This window comes from Anderseniella sp. Alg231-50, assembly GCF_900149695.1.
Classification (GTDB): Bacteria; Pseudomonadota; Alphaproteobacteria; order Rhizobiales; family Aestuariivirgaceae; genus Anderseniella.
The window spans coordinates 176,381-198,114 of record NZ_LT703006.1; the positions used below are offsets into that span (position 1 = coordinate 176,381).

Annotated in this window: 20 protein-coding genes; 14 read left to right on the forward strand and 6 right to left on the reverse strand. The window is 57.8% G+C overall.

The genetic code is table 11. The features are described from left to right. Window positions 1–157 precede the first annotated feature (157 nt). Window positions 158–2,767 carry a cell cycle histidine kinase CckA gene (cckA, locus tag DHN55_RS18990; RefSeq protein WP_108883123.1) on the reverse strand — a complete coding sequence of 870 codons (2,610 nt, stop codon included), beginning with the start codon at window positions 2,765–2,767 and terminating at the stop codon, window positions 158–160. A 190-nt stretch (window positions 2,768–2,957) separates the two neighbouring features. Here cckA and DHN55_RS18995 point away from each other — a divergent pair, with 190 nt between their 5' ends. After that, window positions 2,958–3,470 (forward strand): flagellar biosynthetic protein FliO, encoded by a 513-nt coding sequence (locus DHN55_RS18995; protein WP_108883124.1) that lies wholly within the window; start codon window positions 2,958–2,960, stop codon window positions 3,468–3,470. 105 nt (window positions 3,471–3,575) lie between these two features. On the opposite strand, the gene dksA is transcribed toward DHN55_RS18995, so the two are convergent. Then, window positions 3,576–3,992, reverse strand: a complete 417-nt coding sequence (gene dksA, locus DHN55_RS19000; RefSeq protein ID WP_108883125.1) for an RNA polymerase-binding protein DksA — start codon at window positions 3,990–3,992, stop codon at window positions 3,576–3,578. 266 nt (window positions 3,993–4,258) lie between these two features. Between dksA and DHN55_RS19005 the strand changes: the two genes are divergently transcribed. Next, window positions 4,259–5,104, forward strand: coding sequence for an AAA family ATPase (locus tag DHN55_RS19005; protein ID WP_108883126.1), 846 nt, complete (start codon window positions 4,259–4,261; stop codon window positions 5,102–5,104). A gap of 25 nt (window positions 5,105–5,129) precedes the next feature. Here DHN55_RS19005 and DHN55_RS19010 read toward each other — a convergent pair whose 3' ends face one another. Both DHN55_RS19010 and DHN55_RS19015 read right to left on the reverse strand, forming a co-directional pair. Beyond that, entirely contained in the window at window positions 5,130–5,333 is a 204-nt protein-coding gene (locus DHN55_RS19010; protein WP_108883127.1) for a hypothetical protein, read from the reverse strand. Next, window positions 5,321–5,914, reverse strand: coding sequence for a hypothetical protein (locus DHN55_RS19015; RefSeq protein ID WP_108883128.1), 594 nt, complete (start codon window positions 5,912–5,914; stop codon window positions 5,321–5,323). Before DHN55_RS19015 ends, DHN55_RS19010 begins: the two co-directional genes overlap by 13 nt. Before the next feature lie 93 nt (window positions 5,915–6,007). Here DHN55_RS19015 and DHN55_RS19020 point away from each other — a divergent pair, with 93 nt between their 5' ends. The 8 genes from DHN55_RS19020 to DHN55_RS19055 all read left to right on the forward strand — a co-directional run bounded on the left by DHN55_RS19020 (window position 6,008) and on the right by DHN55_RS19055 (window position 13,142). Further along, window positions 6,008–6,541 carry a DUF2975 domain-containing protein gene (locus DHN55_RS19020; RefSeq protein ID WP_108883129.1) on the forward strand — a complete coding sequence of 178 codons (534 nt, stop codon included), beginning with the start codon at window positions 6,008–6,010 and terminating at the stop codon, window positions 6,539–6,541. 28 nt (window positions 6,542–6,569) lie between these two features. Next, window positions 6,570–6,779 carry a helix-turn-helix domain-containing protein gene (locus tag DHN55_RS19025; protein WP_108883130.1) on the forward strand — a complete coding sequence of 70 codons (210 nt, stop codon included), beginning with the start codon at window positions 6,570–6,572 and terminating at the stop codon, window positions 6,777–6,779. Between the two features lie 100 nt (window positions 6,780–6,879). After that, on the forward strand, window positions 6,880–8,202 hold the full coding sequence (locus DHN55_RS19030) for a hypothetical protein (RefSeq protein WP_108883131.1): 1,323 nt from the start codon (window positions 6,880–6,882) through the stop codon (window positions 8,200–8,202). Window positions 8,203–8,261: 59 nt separating this feature from the next. Further along, a complete protein-coding gene (locus DHN55_RS19035; protein WP_337660539.1) occupies window positions 8,262–9,659 on the forward strand; it encodes a porin family protein in 1,398 nt (465 codons plus the stop codon). Window positions 9,660–9,712: 53 nt separating this feature from the next. Next, entirely contained in the window at window positions 9,713–10,567 is an 855-nt protein-coding gene (locus tag DHN55_RS19040) for an ATPase (protein WP_108883133.1), read from the forward strand. Between the two features lie 32 nt (window positions 10,568–10,599). Beyond that, window positions 10,600–11,517 (forward strand): homoserine O-acetyltransferase MetA, encoded by a 918-nt coding sequence (gene metA / locus DHN55_RS19045; protein WP_108883134.1) that lies wholly within the window; start codon window positions 10,600–10,602, stop codon window positions 11,515–11,517. Continuing rightward, window positions 11,514–12,368 carry an FAS1-like dehydratase domain-containing protein gene (locus tag DHN55_RS19050; protein WP_108883135.1) on the forward strand — a complete coding sequence of 285 codons (855 nt, stop codon included), beginning with the start codon at window positions 11,514–11,516 and terminating at the stop codon, window positions 12,366–12,368. The genes metA and DHN55_RS19050 overlap by 4 nt, the downstream gene beginning before the upstream one ends. Before the next feature lie 309 nt (window positions 12,369–12,677). Next, complete coding sequence (locus DHN55_RS19055) at window positions 12,678–13,142, forward strand: response regulator (RefSeq protein WP_108883136.1); 465 nt, start codon at window positions 12,678–12,680, stop codon at window positions 13,140–13,142. Window positions 13,143–13,211: 69 nt separating this feature from the next. Here the strand turns inward: DHN55_RS19055 and DHN55_RS19060 are convergent, their stop codons facing one another. Together DHN55_RS19060 and DHN55_RS19065 are read right to left on the reverse strand one after the other, a co-directional pair. Then, window positions 13,212–15,998 carry an ATP-binding protein gene (locus tag DHN55_RS19060; protein ID WP_337660540.1) on the reverse strand — a complete coding sequence of 929 codons (2,787 nt, stop codon included), beginning with the start codon at window positions 15,996–15,998 and terminating at the stop codon, window positions 13,212–13,214. Window positions 15,999–16,160: 162 nt separating this feature from the next. Next, window positions 16,161–17,342 (reverse strand): pilus assembly protein TadG-related protein, encoded by a 1,182-nt coding sequence (locus tag DHN55_RS19065; RefSeq protein ID WP_337660541.1) that lies wholly within the window; start codon window positions 17,340–17,342, stop codon window positions 16,161–16,163. A 570-nt stretch (window positions 17,343–17,912) separates the two neighbouring features. Here DHN55_RS19065 and DHN55_RS19070 point away from each other — a divergent pair. From DHN55_RS19070 to DHN55_RS19085, 4 genes are all read left to right on the forward strand, one after another. Next, on the forward strand, window positions 17,913–18,359 hold the full coding sequence (locus DHN55_RS19070; protein ID WP_108883139.1) for a response regulator: 447 nt from the start codon (window positions 17,913–17,915) through the stop codon (window positions 18,357–18,359). 99 nt (window positions 18,360–18,458) lie between these two features. Then, entirely contained in the window at window positions 18,459–18,980 is a 522-nt protein-coding gene (locus tag DHN55_RS19075; RefSeq protein ID WP_108883140.1) for a histidine phosphatase family protein, read from the forward strand. A 104-nt stretch (window positions 18,981–19,084) separates the two neighbouring features. After that, window positions 19,085–20,581: a YcjX family protein gene (locus DHN55_RS19080; protein ID WP_443111141.1), complete on the forward strand. Its 1,497-nt coding sequence runs from the start codon at window positions 19,085–19,087 to the stop codon at window positions 20,579–20,581. Then, window positions 20,578–21,705, forward strand: a complete 1,128-nt coding sequence (locus tag DHN55_RS19085) for a TIGR01620 family protein (protein WP_108883141.1) — start codon at window positions 20,578–20,580, stop codon at window positions 21,703–21,705. The genes DHN55_RS19080 and DHN55_RS19085 overlap by 4 nt, the downstream gene beginning before the upstream one ends. Window positions 21,706–21,734: the final 29 nt, after the last annotated feature.

The window sequence follows — 21,734 nt, forward strand, 5'->3', positions numbered from 1 at the left end:
CGATCAATAATGGATACATTCTATCGGCAATCGAGTCCAGCAGAACCACGTCATGCATTTCAATGGGCCAATGAGCACAATGTATCCGCACGCCCCTGTCCGGTGTCTGCGGGTGCTGGTGGCAGCTGTCGATTGTTTCCCTGCAGCCCAACCGGGATCAGCCTATTGCTTCCTTCACGGCTTCAGCAAGCTGCTTGAGGGTAAACGGCTTGGGCAGGAAGGCAAAATCCGTCTGGCCTTCAAGGTTTTTCTCGAACGCATCTTCGGCATAGCCCGAGATGAAAACAATCTTGGTCTTGATCCCGCGCTTGCGCAGTTCGCGCAGCATGCTCGGCCCGTCCATTTCCGGCATCACCACATCCGACACGATCAGGTCAGGTTCGGCCCCGTATTCTTCCAGCACCTCAAGCCCGACTTCACCGGAATCGGCTTCCAGCACCGTGTACCCGCGCGACTCCAGCGCCCGCTTGGCGAACGAGCGTACCGCATCTTCATCCTCAACCAGCAAAATGGTCCCGGAGCCGGTCAAATCCACGCTTTTTGGTTCACCGGTTGCAGCTTCCGCGACGCGCGCCGATTCTTCTTCCTGCGTCTCGATGTATTGCGGCAGGTAGACCTTGAATGTAGTCCCCTTGCCCAACTCGCTGTCACAGAAGATGAACCCGCCGGTCTGTTTGATGATGCCGTACACCGTCGACAATCCGAGCCCGGTCCCCTTGCCCACTTCCTTGGTCGAGAAAAACGGTTCGTAAATCTTGTCAAGCACGTCCTGCGGCATCCCGGTGCCGGTGTCGGCGACCTCCAGGAGAACATATTCACCCGGCGGCATCAGGCCTGGCTTGACGCTCTCTGATTCTGCAGCGGACACATTGCTGGAGCGCAGCGTCAGCACGCCGCCGTCGGGCATCGCGTCGCGCGCATTCACGCACAGGTTTATCACCACTTGCTCAAACTGGTTGATATCGACCTTGATACGGTCGAGATCGCGGCCATGTACAATCTTCAGTTCAACCGTTTCGCCAAGCAGGCGGCCCAGCAGGTTGCCGAGATCCGACAGCACATCGGTCAGCGACAGAACTTCAGGCCGCAAGGTCTGGCGCCGCGAGAATGCCAGCAACTGGCGCACCAGGTTGGCGGCCCGGTTGGCATTCTGCTTGATGTTCATGATATCGGCGAAGGACGGATCGGTCGGGCGGTGACGCGCCAGCAACAGGTCGGAAAAGCCGATGATGGCGGTCAGCACGTTGTTGAAGTCATGCGCGACACCGCCTGCAAGCTGGCCCACCGCCTGCATCTTCTGGCTCTGGGCGAGCTGCGTTTCAAGCGACGAGTGTTTTGTGGTGTCCACGGCAAACACCATGACCGCGCCCTTGCCGCCGGTTTCGTCGGCCACACAGTACACCTGGCCCGAGGTTTCCTCCGCACCCAGGAAGTGAACGTCGGTCGGCTTGGTTTCTGCCTTGCCTCCCGCCGCATCAGCGACAAGCCGGTCCAGCGTTTCGCGCTCGTCTTCGCGCACCAGTTTCGACAGTGAGCCGCGCCGCTTGGCCTTCGGCGCAAGCTCGAGAAACGCCGCGTTCATGGTTTCGATCGTGCCCTTGGCATTCAGTTGCACAATGCCGATGGGCAGCGAATTGAACAGCCGCGAAATCTGCACCTGGGCTTCGCCGGAGTTTTTCTCGACAGCAAAATGCGCCCGCCTGTCCAGCACCAGCGTCCGTGACGGCTGCAGCTTGCCTTCGCTGTCAAACTCACAGCGATGAACCACGCGGGCCGGTATTGTCTCGCCGGTGCGGGTGGCGAGATCCAGGTCAAAGACTTCCGTCACCGGCCGGCCGGCTTCCGGCTCTATGCCGCCCAGCAGCTTGGCCCCCTTGTCGGTCACGATATCCGACAATTTCAGATTGCCGTCGGTGGTCGCTGACAGGTCGAGCCCCAGCCACTCGGCCAATGTGGCGTTCACATAGGCTATTGCGCCGTCAGCCGTGGTTGAGAAGAAACCCGCCGGTGCATGGTCGAGATAATTTATGATGTATTGCAGGTTTTCAAAGGCGTCTTCCTGGGACGCCCGGGCATCGGTTTCATCGATGAGCCGCCACACCGAGTACGGCTGGCCGGCGCCCACCTTCAGCGGCTTGACCTGCAGGCGCAGCCACGCGGCCGCATCACTGCGCGCGCCTGCCGCGGCGGATCCCGCCGCCAGCCTGAACTGCTCGGACGCCTCATTGCCCTCCCGTGCGGCACGCGCCAGCCGGTAAACCCGCTCCGACACGTCCGGATAACCGGCATACAGTGTCTCGAGATTGACGATCCTGCCCTGTCCGGAGGCTGAGACAAGTTGTTGGTAGGAGGTGTTGGAGTAGATGATCAGTCCGCGCGCATCCGCCACCACGCAAGGTTCACCGACCGCATCAAACAGCTGGTCGAAAAACTCCTTCTGCCGGGGCGCCCGCCCGAAATGCACAAACCCCGCCAGCGCACCGAAGACCGCAAGAAGTCCCATAAGCGACATCAGGGCCAGCGCCACCACGACCACCTGAGGAACAATGGTCCCTGTGGTCTGAACGGCGAAATAAACGATTACGGCCAGCGAAATTGCCAGCAGGAGACTGAGCACTGGTTTGCCGTCCGACTGGGCCGGTCGCGGCTCGCGGACAGGAGACTCCTCTGCCTGCACCAGTTCAACTTCTTTGTCAGGCGGTGACGCTGGCGTCCTGGCAGGCTTTGAAGAACCGCTTTCCGGTTCGATTTGAATGTCTTTGCTCATGAACCCCAATGTGCCCGACGTGCCGCATCGCCCCGAATCAGGTGCAAGTATAGGCGAATTGTGCCATGTATCAGCCCTAAACGAGCGTTAGATTCAACCATACATTACTGGCGCTGGACCGCACCGATGTGCAATTGTTGTACACGGTGAGGCAAAACCAATCAGGCCAACGAGGATAGGGGGAACGGAAATGGAACTTCTACAGCCTTATATGAACTGGATATATCTTGGCGCTGTTGTGCTGGCGGTGTTCATTTTCGCCTGGCTGATGATACGTGCTCTTGGCGGCCGCGTGCGCGCAAAGCGTGGCTCCCGTCTTGGCATTTCGGAGTATTACGAGGTCGACAAATCCCGCTTCCTGGTGCTGGTCCGCCGCGATGATGTGGAACACCTCGTACTGGTTGGTGGTTCCCAGGACGTGGTCATAGAGGCGGGTATCAGCACCCGGCCCGCCCGTCAGGGCGCCCCTGCAGGAGCCAAGAGAAGCAGGAACCTTGCAGCGGAAGCCATAGACAGCATCCCGCCGGCCGCGCCGGCAGGTCCGGCACAGGAAGCACCGCCGCTTGGACCGGCCGAACCTGCCGGTAATGTTCGCCCGCTGGGATCACGTCCCGCGCCACGGCCTCCGGTGTTCGCGGACACCGCACCTGCCGATCGTCCGCCGAATTTGCGGGCGGTGGAACACGATCTGGACCAGAAGTAACCCGCCGCCGGATCAGGCATGTGCATCCATAACCAAAGGGCCGAAGCTCGCTGCTTCGGCCCTTTGGTTTGTGATTGTGTCCTTGTTTTCCGCTGGGGCCACGGTTCAATCGTCGCGGTAGACCTTCTCGCGACGTTCGTGCCGCTCCTGAGCCTCGACAGAAAGTGTGGCGATGGGACGGGCATCCAGGCGGCGAAGTGAAATCGGCTCGCCGGTTTCTTCGCAGTATCCGTAAATACCGTCGTCTATGCGTTTCAGGGCGGCTTCAATTTTTGCGATCAGCTTGCGCTGTCTGTCACGGGTGCGAAGCTCCAGTGACCGGTCTGTTTCCGTGGACGCCCGGTCTGCCGCATCAGGCAGCACGAGATTTTCCGTCTGCAGGTTTTGCAGCGTCTCACGGCTTTCTTTCAGGATGTCTTCTTTCCAGGCAAGAAGTTTTGCCCGGAAGTATTCTTGCTGCCGTTCGCTCATGAACGGCTCCTTTTCCAGCTTGGATAGCGGAATCGGCTTGTTCTCTCCCATAAACTTCAATCCTCGGTTTTGAAAAACTGCGACTGATGGCGCCTCTATATCGTCCGGACAACGCGGGCGCAACCGGTTAATGGAACACTTAATGAAAAGTGATTCCATGAAGGGTTATTGACAGTTACCGGCTTTCAGGCAATTGGCATGTCGTTGATTCCAGATGTTGCGCGCCCTGACGGCAGCCATTGCCAGCAACACAAGCTTGAGGCACAAAGCCGGTTCGCGATCACGATGACAAATTATGGAAAGGCCAGACCAGCGACATGAGATTTGAAGGCACCAGCGACTATATTGCCACCGAAGACCTGCGTGTAGCCGTAAACGCGGCAATCGTGCTGGAAAGACCTCTTCTGATCAAGGGCGAACCTGGCACCGGCAAGACCGTGCTGGCCCATGAAGTCGCCAAGGCAATCGACACGCCGCTGCTGGAATGGCACATCAAGTCCACCACCAAGGCGCAGCAGGGCCTGTATGAGTATGACGCGGTATCCCGTCTTCGTGACAGCCAGCTGGGTGATGAACGGGTTCATGACATCAAGAACTACATCAAGCGCGGCAAGTTGTGGGACGCCTTCACCGCCGATAATCGCTCGGTGTTGCTGATCGACGAAATCGACAAGGCGGATATCGAGTTTCCAAATGACCTGCTGCAGGAGCTCGACCGTATGGAGTTCCATGTCTATGAGACCGGTGAAACCGTCAAGGCGGCAAACCGGCCGGTGGTGATCATTACGTCCAACAACGAGAAGGAATTGCCCGACGCGTTCCTGCGCCGGTGTTTCTTCCACTTCATCAAGTTTCCCGATGCCGACACCATGAAGGACATCATCGAGGTCCACTATCCCGGCCTCAAGCAGCGCCTCGTCAGTGAAGCCCTGAATATCTTTTACGAAGTGCGCGATGTGCCGGGCCTGAAGAAGAAACCGTCCACATCCGAACTGCTTGACTGGATAAAGCTGCTGCTCAATGAGGATGTCACACCGGAAACGCTGCGCCAGAAGGACCCGACCAAGGTAATTCCGCCGCTGCATGGTGCCTTGCTGAAGAACGAACAGGACGTCGCGCTGTTTGAACGGCTCGCCTTCATGGCACGGCGGGAAAGTCGTTAAAACCTGCCAGCTGAAAGCCGGCCTTTCACTCTCCAACACATCGGCCATCAGGGGTTTTGATGGTCTCGGCGCTCTTGCAGTAAACTTCGCAGTTCCCGACCCTTTCACAATTGCCGCGGATCGCATTGCCGGTAGCAGAGACAATAGTGTCGTGCACATCGCGCGTGCTGCATGCCGTCAGCATCAGGCCAGGCAGCACCCAGAGCAGTATCGTTGTCAGTTTTGGCATGGTTTGATCTCCAGTGCATGACCGGCCTTTTCTGTTTCCCGGCGCAGATCGAGATTGCGGTTCAACACGACATATTCAGCCGTCTCTTCAGATTTGATCCAGGTTGTGATGAGAACCGGGCCGTCAGCGATCAGTGTCCTGGCGCAACTGTCCACATCAATGCTGATCGAGCCCTTGACCCCGTCACCATGGCGTTGCTTGAGTTGCGCGATCTTTTCCCTGAAAGCTGAAATGCGGTCGATATCGGCGGGTTTCAGTCGGTACGCCGCCACCTGGGTCCATTTTTCCGGTTTCGGCCTGCCCTCGCCCGAAGCCGTGAGAGTATCAAGTTCGTCCAACACAAAAGCTTCGTGCTGATTGAGGGAGCCGTCTTGCAGGCGCGCAGCGACAACCATTTTGACCCCCGCCGGCCTGATCCGGATGGACTGCGGTATCTGCACCGCCACCCTCAGTTTGGAGACATCGGTCGTGGCAAGGTCAAAATTGCGCAGCTTGTAGATGCTGGAGACAGGAATCGTGGCACAACTGGCCAGAACGGCGCAGATCAGGCTTGTTCTGGCTATCTGATTGAGGAATTTCATATTAATGCCTTGTATTTATTTTTTATCGTTTTACAGTAATTTTTTATTACGATAAAATGTGTTAATGTAAAGGCACGTCGCAAGGAGAATGATATGCTGCCCTCACAATCAATTGCCCGCATGGCAATCCGGCTGAGCTGGTTCACGCTCATCGCCATGGGCTTGTTCGTAACTGCCGGTGCAGTTGTGTTCTGGCATCCCGGATACATCGCCCAGGCGGTACCAGCGCAATTGGACGGTGTTGAATGGACAGACCTTGCCGGCTGGCAGAAGGCGCTGATGCACATTTTCGGGTCTGTTGCGCCGCTATTGCTGCTTTATGGTCTGTGGCAGGTCAGGGCGTTTTTTGAACTGTACCGGACCGGAGACCTGTTTCCGGCCCATGCCGGCCTCCATATCAAGCGGTTCGGCCAGGCGCTGGTGGGCGTAGCCGTTGCCCAGATCGTTGCCGGCGCAGCCATCAGTGCGGCACTGACCGCCCACCTGCCCGCCGGCCAGGGCATGGTTGCTGTAAACCTGTCCAGCACCAATCTGGCCACGCTGGTGATCGCCGCCCTGATCATGATGATGGGGCGCCTGCTCGACGAGGCGTCCCGGATAGCCGAAGAGAATCGCTCTATCGTGTAAATGAATGCCGGGGAGGCCTGATCCGCAGATGCCTATTATTGTCAATCTGGACATTATGCTCGCGCGCCGCAAAATGCGCTCGCGGGAGCTGGCGGAACTGGTCGGGATTACCGAGCAAAACATATCCCTGCTCAAATCAGGCAAGGTCAAGGGCGTGCGTTTTGAAACGCTGGAAAAGATATGCCAGGCCCTGAATTGCCAGCCTGGAGAGCTGCTTGAGTACACAGAGCCCGAGTAAGGTTCTGTTAACACTAATCAATCGTGAACGCTTAGAACAAAATTAACCACGATGCGCCATGATCCGCTTCATCCAATGTTTGTGATGCGAGGCAGTATTTATGCGTTCCCCTTCTGTGTTTTTCCTGCTGGCTGTGGCCGGCACCGCACTTTCCGGCTGTGCGTCCGGTTTCGATGACGCCTATATCGGCAGTGCCGCAATTACCGACGGTCCCGGTGGGGATGGCTTGTCCGGCGATGAGCCGTCGGGTGATCCCAATGGTGGAGACCTGCCTGCAGGTGCCGGCGACAACTCCATCGTATTCACCGACGGTTCACGTGTCGTCGATGGTTCGGCACGCACCGTTCTGACAATCAACGACGACCCCGATGATTCGAGTCTGTTTGCGTCGGCCACCGTTCTTGTGGACCCGGGCCAGGCGATTGGTTTTGTGGGTGAACAACAGGTCGCTATTTTCGAGCAGAAGACGACAGACCCCGGGATTGAAGTTGCAGGCCCGCTGGCAGCCACTTGGTTCCAGCCTCACCAGGTAGAAGATTCAGAGTATTCTGAGTTTCGGCGTATTTCCCCATCCCAGGGCATTGACGTGGAACTGCAGTATTGGGATTTCACCGACGGCGATAGTGGAACAGCCAACTATGTCGCCCATTTCCGTGATGCTACCAACGACCAGGATGCCTGGTTCTTCGGCGAGGCAGACGGCCAAGCTTCACGCACGACAACTGACGAGCTCGCTAATCTGGGTACCCCAACCCTGAATTACCAGGGTAGTTATGTCGGCCAGGCCAAGACCACGGGTTGGGGACAGGCTTCAACCTACCAGAGCCGCGATGGTGCCTGGCGTGTCCAGGGCCATGCAGCCGTCAACCTCGACCTCGGCGCCAACGAACTGACCGGTACATTGACACCGCAATTCTGGGAGAAAACCGAAAGCGACGGAACCATCGTCCAGCTGGACGTTCACCGTCAGCCGGGTGACGAATATGTGGCGCTTTCCTCCTCGGCAGTTGACCCCGGTGGAGCACCTCCGGTTGCCAACCCTGCCGATGTTGCGGCTTTCCACACAGCAAACATCCAGCTGGAAGGCAACATCACCGACGCTGGCGCCATCAACGGCACCGCCAAGGTCATCAGCCCGGACGTTATTGTCAGCCAAACCCAGGGCGTGGCGACGTTACCTGACCAGTACACCACCGGCGGATGGGTCAACGGTGACCAGGCACTGAGCGCAGCCACATATGGTACCGGTGCAGAGAAAATCGGCGGTGTGTTTGGCGTATATGCCGTCAATCCATCTCCAAGGGGCGGTGACACCGGTATCAATGATGATCAGCGCGGCACATTCGACCTGCAGGGCGGCTTCGGCGTCTCGCAGGGTGGCGATCCGATTGATGCGGTTCCGGCGCCTGTTCCCACTCCATGAATCCAGCCGACAGTTTACAGACACCGACTTTGGAGCGCGCCTGCGGGCGCGCTCTTCGCGTGACTGCAGGCTGTACCGTATTGCTGGCTTTCACCGGTCTTGCACAGGCGCAATCCGCACCGGAACCAGGTACGGCTGCGGCACCTGCCGCACAATCGCAAACCGTCACCCGACAACGCCCGGCCAGACTGCTGGTGCCGGAAGAGACTCAAAGGGAATTCGCCGCCCTGCCGGCCGGCAAGCGCCTGAAAATCCTCGGCCGGCTGATCCGGAACGGCCAGTCGGACGCAGCTGAAACTCTGCTTCGCGCAGCGCCATTTACCGGCAAATTCGGTCACAACCGCAATCTTTTCATGCAAGCAATGATCACGCATGAACGCGGCGACTTCAAACAGGCCATCCGCATTTACCGCGAAGTCCTGGCCAATGACCCCAAGCTCACCGCAGTGCGTGCGGAACTTGCTCGCGCACTTTATGACAACAAGGAAGATCGAAGTGCGGCGCACCATCTCTTCCTGCTGCGCGCATCCGCCCCCAATACCAAAGCACAGCGCACATTCGACGCCGCCATCAACGCCATTGAAGCGCGCAAGACGTGGAGTTTCAATGTCTGGGGGTCGATCGCACCATCGACAAATTTCAACAATGGCACCAACCTCGAAGTGGTCAACGTTGGCGGTGTTGATTTCGAAATCGGCAACCAGGCCAGGGAAAGATCCGGCATCGGTTTTCGTGGCGGCGGCAATGTCGGTTACAATCTGAGGTTGAGAAGAGATCTCAGCCTGATTGTGTCAAGCGGCACAAACCTTGTTCAGTATGAAGGCATACAGTTCGACCAGACATCCTTGAACCAGACCGCACTGTTGCGTTACCGGCAGCCCAAATATTCAGTCGCCTTCGGCGCGGTTTCGACACAAGGTTGGTACGGCGCTGATGAGTTTGTCTGGTCAGTGGGCCCGCAGGCCATCATCAGCTACCTGGTGACACCGAAAGCCCAGTTTTATACTCAGCTCAAGCATGTCTGGAACCGCTATGAAGAAGCCACATACCGTGACGGGTGGACCAGCAGCGCGACCACCCAGCTGAAATACGCCTTCAGCGACACAACCCTGCTGTTCGCCAAGGCAGGCGTCGGCAGAACCCAGACCGAGCGCGATCACCTGAGCAATTGGAACGGCAGTGGCGGAGCGGGTTTCTACCACGAATTGCCATGGGGCCTGACCGGGTTTGCGGAGGCCAGTGTGTACCACTCGGTTTCTGACGGGAATTATCCGTTGCTCGGAGAAAAGCGCCGGCAGACCCGTGCAACCGGGCGCATGTCGATAACCAAACGTGACTTCTACTGGCGCGGGCTTGCTCCGCAGCTGGAATACACCTACACCCGCAACTTCTCCAATGATGAGCTGAGCCGGTATGACTCGCACGGTCTGGCCCTCACCGTAACTCGGGCCTTTTGACTTTCCCCGTCTTGCGCTAACAAGGTTGCAGTCGAACGGGGCAAAGCAGGCAGATGAAATTTTCCAGCGCAGATGAGTTACTGAACTGGCCGTCCAAGGCCGTTACCATAATGGGTATGTCTGGTGTGGGCAAAACCACCCTGGCCAACCTGCTGCGCGATGACGACTGGTTCCATTACTCGGTCGATTACCGCATCGGCACCCGCTATATGGGCGAACACATCGTCGACAATTTCAAGCGCGAAGCGATGAAGAACCCGTTTCTGCGCGAACTGCTGAAAACCGACTCGATCTACATTTCGTCCAATATCAGCTTTGACAATCTGGATCCGCTGTCGACCTATCTCGGCAAGCCCGGCGATCCGGACAAGGGCGGTATTCCGTTTGCCGAATACAAACGGCGCCAGGCCCAGCACAGGGAAGCTGAAATCAAGGCTCTTGCGGATGTGCCCCACTTCATGGCGAAGTCGCGGGATATTTACACCTATGATCATTTCATCTGCGATACCGGTGGCTCGCTTTGCGAAATTGTCGATGCCGGCAACCCGTCCGACCCGGTTCTAACCGCGCTCAGCGACACGACGTTGCTGCTGTATATCCGCGGCACTGAGGAACACTCCGCAGACCTGGTTGAGCGCTTCCGGGACATGCCCAAACCGATGTATTATCAGCCGGCGTTTCTGGATCAGACCTGGCAGTCGTTCAAGCAGCAACATGGTATTGGCCGCGACGACGACGTCGACCCGGATCAATTCATCGTGTGGGGGTTTGAAAGACTTTTGCATCATCGCATTCCGCTCTATGAACAGATTGCTGAAAACCATGGTTATGTGGTTGAAATGCACGAAATCCCGCAGATCAGGGATGACAAGGACTTCCTCGATCTGCTGACCCGTGCCATCGCCTGAACCAAAGCAACAAAAACAAGCAAGACCTTCCCATGCCCATCAAGATACCGACAAACCTGCCTGCCCGCGCCACCCTCGAACAGGAAGGCGTAATGGTGATGGATGACGATGAGGCGGCGCGTCAGGATATCCGCCCGTTGCGCGTCGGCCTGCTCAATCTGATGCCCAACAAGCAGCGTACCGAAACCCAGTTTGCACGGCTGTGCGGCGCCACACCGCTACAGGTGGAAATGACGCTGATAAAGATGACGCATCACACGTCGAAGTTGACATCTTCGGAGCACATGCTGAATTTCTATCGCCCGTTTGACGATGTGCGCGACGAAAAGTTCGATGGCTTCGTCATCACCGGTGCGCCGATCGAACTGCTCGAGTTTGAAGATGTCACCTATTGGGCCGAAATGCGCGAAATTCTCGACTGGTGTGACAGCCATGTCCATTCCGCCATGCATATCTGCTGGGGTGCGCAGGCCGCCCTGCACCATTATCACGGTGTTCCAAAACATGAACTGGATGCCAAGGCGTTTGGTGTATACCGGCATCGCAACCTGAACCCGGCATCACCTTACTTGCGCGGCTTCTCGGACGACTTTTCCATCCCCGTGTCACGCTGGACCGAGGTTCGCCGGGCCGACCTGCCTGCCGGCAGCGGGCTTGAAGTGCTGATGGAAGCCGATGATGCCGGACTGTGCCTGCTCAATGATGCGGCGCGGCGCACTTTGTACATGTTCAATCACATAGAGTATGACTCGACCACCCTGGCCGAAGAATATCATCGTGATGTGGCTGCCGGAAAGCCCATCAACATCCCGCCCAATTACTTCCCGGGCGATGATCCGTCAAAAACCCCTGAAAACAGGTGGCGCAGCCACGCGCATCTGTTGTTTGGCAACTGGCTGAACGAGGTTTACCAGTCGACCCCATATGATCTCGACAAGATCGGCAAATGACTGACGGTGACCTGACAGGCTGGATCGGCCGCAGCCGCACCACGCGTGATACAATTTCTGCCGGCCAACTGGCAAAAATCGCGGCGACGTTCGATTGCCCGGCTCCTGCGTCGGACAAAACAGCGTCTCTGCCGCCTGGATGGCACTGGGCGTTCTTCCCCGACATCACGCCGCTCTCCGGTATCGGGCGCGATGGTCATCAGGCACTGGGCGAGTTTCTGCCGCCGGTCCCGCTGCCCCGGCGCATGTGGGCATCGGGCAACCTCAAAATCAACCGACCGCTCGGTATTGGCGAAACTGTGGACAAGACGTCGACGATCCTGTCTGTGGAAGAAAAACAGGGGCGCACCGGACACCTGGTTTTCGTTCGCGTCGGGCACGAGTTTTCCGGCAATCGCGGCGGCAGCATGCAGGAAGAGCACCAGATCGTTTACCGCGAGGCTCCTGATCCGGATGCGGTGCCGCCACCTCCGATGCTGCCGCCTCATGAGCCGGACAGATCTGTCACCCTGACCGCCTCTCCGGTCCAGCTGTTTCGCTATTCGGCGATTACCTTCAACAGCCATCGCATCCACTACGACGTGGATTTTTGCCGGGACGAGGAAGGCTATGACGGCCTCATCATTCACGGACCGCTGACCGCGACTTTGCTGATGGAGCTTGCCTGCAGCCAGGCACCTGGCAGGCTGTTGAAGAGCTTCAGCTTCCGCGCACTCAGCCCCCTGACCCACGTTCACCAGTTTTCACTGCATGTTTTCGAAACGGCCGAAAAGCATTACAGCGTTTGGGCATGCAACCATCGTGGCGAACTCGCCATGACCGGCGAGGCAGAATTAGGACCTGACCAGTAAAGCGGTCAGTAAAATTACAAACAACAAATGACCGGCTTCATCAAGAACGCCGGAATTAGCGATTGTCACGACTGCGCTGCCGCCATGAGGTCACCTGTCGGGCGCAAACACCTGGATTCGCCTGCAACCATAGGTTTTCCATCACCCCGCTTACTCAATGCCTGGTAACCAGTGTTTAGCATTCTCCGGTGATAATGACGCAAATACACAAGGTGCACGTGCTTCTGGCAAGTGCATATCGCCACGGGCACGGGATTCGGCACCGAACAGGAATAGTGTGCAGCTACCGGGATCTGTCGAGGATGTGCAATGGCCGCTGAAAATAACACTGGTGAAACAATGCAGAATTTCCCCCGGAGAGTGCTGATCATAGATGATGACCCCATCCTGCGGGTGGTTCTGCAGCAGTTCTTCAATGAACATGGATCTATCGCGGTCGACCAGGCAGAAAACGGCCAAACCGCACAAGAGGCCATTGGACGTGCCTCTGAACCCTATGACCTGACGACGCTTGACCTGAGCATGCCGGGAGTTGATGGCTTCGAATTTCTGACTTACCTGAAGCAGCACAATGTTGAAATGCGCGTTCTGATTATATCAAGTTTACCCGCGCCTGTGATCAGGATGGCCGAGGCACTGGCTGACTTCAAGGCGCTCAACGCCATTGGACATCTCAGAAAACCGGTATCTGCAACTGCCTTGCACGCGATCCTGAACGGCCAGGTCTGGCAGCCTCATGATGAGTCTCGTCCCCTGCTGCAGGCCAACGCATAGGCTGTGGGCGAGTAGTCGCCTCGATGGCCCGGCACCGTAATCATGGCGCCCGCACGAGCGTAAGGATTCTCAGGCGGCGTTGATGTACTGATCCAGCGCGTCACGCGCGGCAGTGATCTCATCGGAAATCAGCCGCAATGTCTGGGGCACGTCAAACTGTTCATTATTTCGAGCGGCTGTCTCGACCGTCTCGCAGGCAAAAACCAGACGAGTGGCGCCGAGGTTTGACGCCATGGATTTCAGTGCATGCGCTGCATCTGCCAACTGAATCAGGTCGGGGTTGCCGGCCGCCTGTTCAAGCCGCAAAAGCGCAGGATCGGCATTGTCTTCGAACAGCTCAAACATGCGCCTGACGAACTCGGGGTCACCGGCGCCGATTTCCCGTAGGTTCTGCAAAACCGCCGTGTCCAGCACTGGCCCGTTCACAGCGCCCGTGTCCGCCTTTTCGAGATGCACCGGGGCATCCTGGTCGGTGGGCAATGGTGTATTGGAAACGCTCTGTTCCCGCTGTGGCACGGATCCGGCTGCAGAAGCGACAGTTGCGGTCTCTCCGGTCATGGATTGAATTGCTCTGGCAATTTGTGCAATCGCAAACGGTTTGGTGATAAGCGCGTCCATACCGGCTTCGTTCCAGGAACCGGCATTGTTGCCACCTTCGATCAGGGCTGTCAGCGCGATCACCGGCGTATGCGAACGCCCGGTATCAGCCTCTTCCCGGCGCATTTGCCGTGTTGCCTCCAACCCGTCCATGACCGGCATGGAACAATCCATCAGCACCAGATCGTAAAGTTCGTCACGCCATTGCGCCAGGGCTCGGGACCCGTCCTCAACCAGGTCGAACTCCACATCGAGCTGGCGCAGCACCTCTGCGATGACCTCGCGGTTGACAGGATTGTCATCGGCTACCAGCACGCGGGTGCCGCTCAACACCGACAGTTCATCTGCCTTGGCGGTGCCCGCGGGACCGGCCTCCTTGCCGCGAAGTTTCCCGGACTGCATGGCAGTTGCAATGGCGGCCATGTCCGCCTGCGACACAGGCAGTGGCAAAATATCACTTGCCTGCCCGGCACTCAGCATCGACCAGGCCGCATTGTTGCCAATCGGCTGAATGACCACGAGTTGCGGCAGAGGAGACGAGGGTCGGTCAAGAATGTCACCCGCCAGTGAGGATGATGTCACCAGCACGCCCGCAGAGGCCAGTCGGTCGGGTGTCAGTCCGGAAGCCGTTATTGTTTCCGCGGCTGCCCCGTAGGCGTTGAACTGCCGGGTTATCGCCCTGGCCAGATTATCATCTTCCAGGAAAACCAGCATCGGTGTCAGCTTGCTGCCTTGCAGGTTCGGGCGCGCGGAGGTAACCGCGTCGTGACAAGGCAGCGTAACGATGAAGCGGCTGCCTTCGCCAAGCCTGCTTTCAACCCGAATGGTGCCACCCATGGCATCCACCAGCTTGCTGCAGATGTTGAGCCCCAGTCCGGTTCCGCCAAACTGCCGGGTAGTGCTGGCATCAGCCTGGGTGAATTCTTCGAAGACCCTGCTGAGCTTATCCTGTTCGATACCAATGCCCGTGTCAGTGACGGAAAACTCGATCAGATCGTTCGGGCTGTCGGACTGATTGACCTGGCGCACGGCAACACCAATGCAGCCGTGCTCGGTAAACTTGATGGCATTATTGGTCAGATTGGTGAGTATCTGCGTCAGGCGCACCGGGTCTGCTGTGAACGTATCAGGCACGGCCGGATCTGTATACGATACCAACTGCAGCCCCTTTGCATTGGCCTGTTCCCAGAACAACGCCAGCACGTTGTCTATCGTGGCGCGCGGACACACCGGCAGCCTTTCAAGCTGTAGCTTGCCGGCTTCTATTTTCGACAGGTCGAGCAGGTCATTTATGATGGTCAGCAGCGACTGGCCGGAATTCACGATCACATTGGCATAACGCTGCAGTGCCGGCGGCAGTTTGCCCGCGGCCAGCAGCTCCGCCATGACCATCATGCCGTTCATCGGCGTGCGGATCTCATGACTCATTGTAGCCAGGAAAGTGGATTTTGCCTCGGATGCCGCTTCGGCTGCCTCTTTCGCGACCAGCAGTTCTGCGGTACGTTCCTGCACCGTGCGCTCCAGGCCGTCCCGGTGCCGGGCCAGAGCCACGTCCCGGTCATTGACCTGGTCCAGCATGTCATTGAAAGCATCTACCAGCTTGCCGATCTCGTCATTGCTGACGCGTTCGGCACGCACCGTCAAGTCCTTCTCGTCGCTGACCCTTGAGATGACACCCATCAGGCTGTCCAGCGGTGACGTCACCGACCGCTTGAGGCGGGATGACACACCAACGCCCAACAGCGAAGCAATCAACGCTGCAATCAGGGAAGCAGTGACTCCTTCGAAAAACTGACTGCGCAAATCTGAAATATCAGCCAGCACGGAAACCGAGCCAACCCGCTTGCCACCCATGACCACCGGCACCGAAACCGCCAGCGTCGGGTTCCAGACCATGGCCCTGATGCCGGGCAGACCGGTTGCCGACGTCGTATCAGGCCCGCGTCCGGGTTCCACAACGACGGCGTTACCATGTGCGGCAAACAATGATCCGTCGGCGAGCCTGGTCGACACAAACGGAATGGTTTTCAGGTTGCCGATGGCGCGCAGCGAGGAAAGAACCGCATTCTTGTCACGGGTCCGCAGATGCGGCCCGACACTCGCGGCAAACACTTGCGCGGTCGCCATCACTGAATCATGGCGAGCCGCAATATTTTGATCGGTTTGCCGATAAACGTAGAAGCCGGTTACCGATGCAACGGCAACCAGAACAGACACCGCCACCACAACCGTGATCTTGCGCGCAATGGTGAAATTCAACAGGATCTGCAAAAACCGGGACAATGCGGGTGTACTCTTGTCAGGTTGGGCCGGACTCGACCGCAATTTTAGCAACAGCATGTTAACAAGTTCTGGCCGCAACAAGCGTTTAGTTCCCTTGAACTGCTAGTCATCTGAAATCGTTTCAGGTGTTACGATCGTTCACTTGACCAGGGATACACTGGCTTCAGACAGTCCTGGCGGAGCAGGTATGTCAGTGGCAGCGTAGTTTGAGTTCAACACCAGGTTTGGCCCCGCCATCAACCTGAGTTTCCTGACAACGATAGCTGTGTACGCTGATTGGTCGGCAACCGGCTTATTCGCATCAACCAACAATGTTCCCTTCGGTAGATACACCGTTCCAAGCAGGAGACGCGCATTGTCACTGGTGATCCTGTGGAGCAATCCGCTCGGGGCAGCCCGGTCCTCGTAGAACAGCAGCCCGGCCAGAGGACCATCGTCCGGTGCAGTCAAACTGATTGACGACCCGACTGAGAATGACAATTTTGCGCCTTTACCGGTCAGGTAGAAACCGACATTCTGTCCGGTAATCTTGCCTTTACCGGCGACAGCGAGCGGCCCGTCCTTGATGATATAGGTGCCGGATTTGAATGTGACATCAGCCTTGCCGGAAATTTTCAGGCCGGAGCAATAAACTCCTGGTGTGAGGGTAACCTTGCCTTTGGAAATTGCGTAATCGATATAATCGCAGCCCGCAAACTTCGGCGCTGGCCGACCTGCCAATGGATCATCCATCTGGCGTGCATCCTCAACCGGTGTTGGGGCAAACGACGAGGCCGCACCGATATATCCGCCGGCAGTATAGATGTTCTGGGCTGTCATCCTGGCGCTGCCGCCGACCACAAGTGACCTGCTGTCGCCTGAGTTGGAGACAACGTTACAGGATTTCGCAGTCAGTCTCGCCTTGTTGTTGAGCCTGATAGTCTGCGCGCTTTTCTTGTCGAGCCCCAGAACACAGACACTCCCGGTTCCATATATCTTGGCGATTGCATTCGCCACCACCGGTGTAACTTGATCGGAGAAAAAGTGGGCAAATACCGGCTGCCACACTTCTGAAACCTGAACAGCGACCTGCGTCTCCAGGTCTGTCTTGACCTTTATCTGCAATTTGCCCGCAACATCCGAGTTTTGCAGCACGAACGCCTTGGCTACCGAAACCACCTGTGAATGTGTGACGTTGGATATAGCCAGTTGCTTTGCCGAAGCAAGCGCGGCACTGTCCGCCAGTCCCTGAAGCTCGGAGTGTTTCTTGACCATCATGCCGACATCTATGGTGCCGCCTGCAACCATCAGAAGTGCCGTTGAGCCGACAGCAAGCGGCACGGCGATACTCCCGCGCTCGTCAGACCTCAATTTGCTCAACAGATTCATATACAACCCCGTCTGGTCGCAACCATTTGAATCTGCGAAGACACGCTCCAAAGGTGCGTAACTGGCATGAACAATTCAAATCGCCGCCTTCACACAACGCACCGTTGAGTGACGACGCAGTTATGCAACAATGGGTATGCCTAGCTCGTTGACATTGAAAATACATACATAAGTTAGCTAAAATTTTAGGCAAATTTGAATCGCTTCCGTCCCGGCATTGCCATTCTGCCCCTGAAGGCCCCTCCGGAAGCTGCCAAAACAGAGCAGGCAAGTTGCGGCGGGACTATCTGGTATTTCGCTCGCCAGGTATGAAGTCCCGCAGTCTCCGTGACTTTGCCCTCAAATCACCCGGTATCGCTGGACAACTGAAGCATAGGCCCGCCGTCGCGATGAGTTAACCGTCGCTTCACCATATGTTGAGTCTCAGGGAAAGAGCTGAGCTGGTTGAGGTATATTAAGTGATCACAAGATCGGCTTCAGATCGGGCACGCCAGCCGAATACAGTTTTAGGGGCAACACAAAATGGATTTTCCGCAACGCGTTCTGATCGTGGATGACGATCCTATTCAACGGGCCGTATTGCAACAGATTTTCGCAACCAATGGTTCAGAACCTGTTCGGGTCGCTGCCAATGGCTTCGACGCCATGTCGATCATAGAAAATTCAGCGGACCCATTTGATCTCATTGTCCTCGATCTGGTGATGCCCGAATATGATGGCATCAGGTTGATGTCCTACCTCGAGAGCCAAAACGTAAAGACGCGTCTCCTGCTCATTTCAGGCTTGCCCCAGGAAGTCGTCCGGATGTCAAATACTCTCGCCGAGGCAAGCGGCCTGACATCTATCGGCAGTTTGCAAAAGCCGCTCCAACACAAGGATCTGCTTGCAATCGTCCGTGACCAGAGATGGCCGCGCAGGAAAGCTCGAAAGCCAGAAGCCGATCTCACCTTACAACCCGGACACGCATAACCTCCAGGTTTCCGCCACAGTTGGTTTGCGCAGGCAGACATTGCTGCCGGCAGCGAAACGCCCTTGCCGCCATCCCTGCCCCATGCTCAACTTGTGCCCATGAAAACCCTTCTGCTCATGCGCCACGCCAAGTCGGACTGGGACCATCCCGACCTGGACGATCACGACCGGCCCTTGAACCGGCGCGGGCTTCGCAACGCACCGCTGATGGGCAAGTTCATCCGTGATGCCAAGCTGATGCCGAATGCCTGCCTGACCTCGACTGCGGTTCGTGCACGCCACACCGCCTGGCTTGCGGCAGCGGCCATGGGCCGGGATTTTCCCATTACCGAAGTGCCGACATTGTATGACTTCGGCGACGGCGAAGCCATTGAGCGCGCCATTGCCATGCACGGAGGCAACCATTCGCGCCTGCTGGTTGTGGGACATAACCCTTGCGTTCAGGCTTTCGCCCTGCACGGCAGCACCAAGGCCGGCAATGCGGAGGCCAGAGCCGATCTTTCAGCCAAATATCCCACTGCCGCCATTACCCATATCGAGTATGACATGGCCAACTGGTCCGCCCTGCCGCGAACCAAAGGCAGCATCAGGGCCTTCTGGAAACCTCGCGACGTTAGTTGACAAACCAATCATATGTAAAATAAATATAACATTTTTATATATTTATGCGAATTACTTAAAGTGAAAATCTCCTTGAATTTGACTGCACGTGCTGAAAACACCATATGCCGGAAGGACAAGCAGTTCCGGGGGACAAACCACTGAGTTCATTTCTGACCGGCATCATGAATGAGGCCCGCAATGCCGCGGGCGGTATGAAGGACTTTGCCACCGGCATGGTCTCGCCAAGCCTGCGTATTGGCGTCACCGGCCTGTCGCGGGCCGGCAAGACCGTGTTCATCACCGCCCTCGTCCATGCGCTGCTGCATGGCGGCCGCCTGCCACTGTTTGCCAGCCTCACCCAGGGCCGCATAAACAGGGTCTACCTGGAACCGCAACCTGATGATGATGTGCCGAGGTTTGCCTATGAAGATCATGTCGAGGCCCTCACCGGCAAAGACCGGCGCTGGCCACGCAGCACCAACCGGCTGTCGCAACTCAGATTGACCATTGAATACGAAGCATCCGGTTTCATCGCCCGCAACCTGCAGAGCTCGAAGCTGCATATAGACATTATCGATTACCCGGGCGAATGGCTGCTCGATCTGCCATTGATGACACAGTCCTATGCACAATGGTCCGCAGCCACCCTGGAAGCCAGCTACAATGAACCGCGCCGGACCCTTGCGAAAAAATGGATGGCGCATCTGAAAACACTCGATGCCACCGCCCCTGCCGATGAAGCCGCGGCCCAGAAGGCGGCCAAACTGTTCACCGCCTACCTGGCCTCGTGCCGGTCCGATGAAGTGTCATTGTCCACCTTGCCGCCCGGGCGTTTCTTGATGCCCGGCGATCTGGAGGATTCGCCCCTGTTGACATTTGCGCCGCTGCCGCTCGATCCAGCCACCGCAGCACAGGACGGTTCCATGCATGCCTTGATGGAACGCCGCTACGATGCCTATGTCAGCCGCATTGTGGAGCCGTTCTTCTATAATCACTTCGCCCGTCTCGACCGCCAGATAGTCCTGGTCGACACGTTGAGCGCTCTCAACGCGGGCCCGGCGGCGGTAACCGATCTCAGGACAGCACTGACCGACGTCTTGTCCTGCTTCAGGCAGGGCGCAAACTCCTGGGCCTCAGCGGTGTTTGGCAGACGCGCAGACCGTATCCTGTTTGCGGCAACCAAGTCTGATCTCCTGCACCATTCCAGCCATGACAGGCTGGAAAACGTGCTTGGCCTGATAGTGTCAGATGCAGTGAAGCGGGCGGAATTTGCAGGCGCCCAGATCGACGTGGCCGCGATCGCAGCCATTCGCGCCACCCGGGAAGCAAGCGTCAGGCAGGACGGCGAGACACTGGACTGTATCGCCGGCACGCCGATTGCCGGGGAAGAAGTGGCCGGCGAAGAGTTTGACGGCACATCGGAGGCGGCGATTTTCCCAGGCGACCTCCCGGACGATCCGGCGGCTGCGCTGGACGGGTCATTGGAGGGCGAACTGAAATTCGTGCGCTTCCGCCCGCCCCTGATCGAGGCATCGGCCAAGTCTGGCACCGCAGCGGCGTTTCCGCACATTCGCCTGGACCGAACGCTGGAATTCCTCGTGGGAGACCGCCTGATATGACCGACGACCCGCGCAAACCGAAGGCGTTTCGCCTTGAACCGGACACACCGGCCCGGCAGCCTGAAACCGGTGCGACTGGAAAAGCCGACCCTCAAAAAGCCAGGGCCAGCAAGCCCCGGGCCTCGAAAACCAAGCCGAAGGGCAGACAGCCGCGGGCGCTGGCAGCCCCGGAAATCCGCTTTGAGGAACCGTCGGATGACACCCTGCTCCCGGCAGTTGCCCGCGACCACACGATCGCGAAGCGGTTCCGCTGGGGTGCTGTCCTGCTGTCCGGCGCCCTCGGGCTGGCAGGCCTGTGGGCGGGTCTCGCAGCAACCCAGTTGATCGAGGACCTGTTTGCCCGTTCACCGACCCTCGGCTGGGTCGGGTCGGGACTTCTGGCACTGATGCTGGTTGCAGCATTTGCCATTATCGTGCGCGAACTGTTCGGCTTGTGGCGGTTGAAGCGGCTGGGTACCACCCAGGCCGATGCGACGCGGGCCATTTCGGCTGATGATGCAAAGGCCGCTCAAGCCACGCTCACCGACCTGCACGCCATCTATGACGCCAGGCCCGACATGCGCTGGGGCCTTGCCCAACTGAAGGAACATTCGCAAGCGATCATGGATCCGGCTGACCGAGTAAAGCTGGCCGAGCGCGATCTTATGAAGCCGCTGGATGAAGAGGCAAACCGCATCATTGCCCGTGCCGCGCGCCGTGTCAGCGTGGTAACCGCCTTCGCGCCTGCCGCCCTTGATATCGCGCTGGTCGGTGCGCAGAACCTGCGCATGATGCGGGAACTGGCAACACTTTATGGCGGACGACCGGGAACGCTGGGGACGATGCGGCTGGCGAAAATGGTGGCTGGCCACCTGGCCGTAACCGGAGGCCTTGCCCTTTCGGACGGTGTTATCAGCGCCGTCATCGGCAAGGGGTTGCTGGGCCGTTTGTCGGCGCGCTTCGGCGAAGGCGCGGTCAACGGCATTCTCACCGCCCGTATCGGCCTGGCTGCCATGGAGCTGTGCCGGCCCTTGCCGTTCCTGACCCAACCCAGGCCCGGCCTGTCCGACTTCATGCGTGAGGTGGTCCGCTTCGGCGGAGATGCTGAGCAAGGAAACCAAGACAAATCAGACAAGCCGAACTAAGCTTGGCTGCAGGCAGAGGAGATCAATCC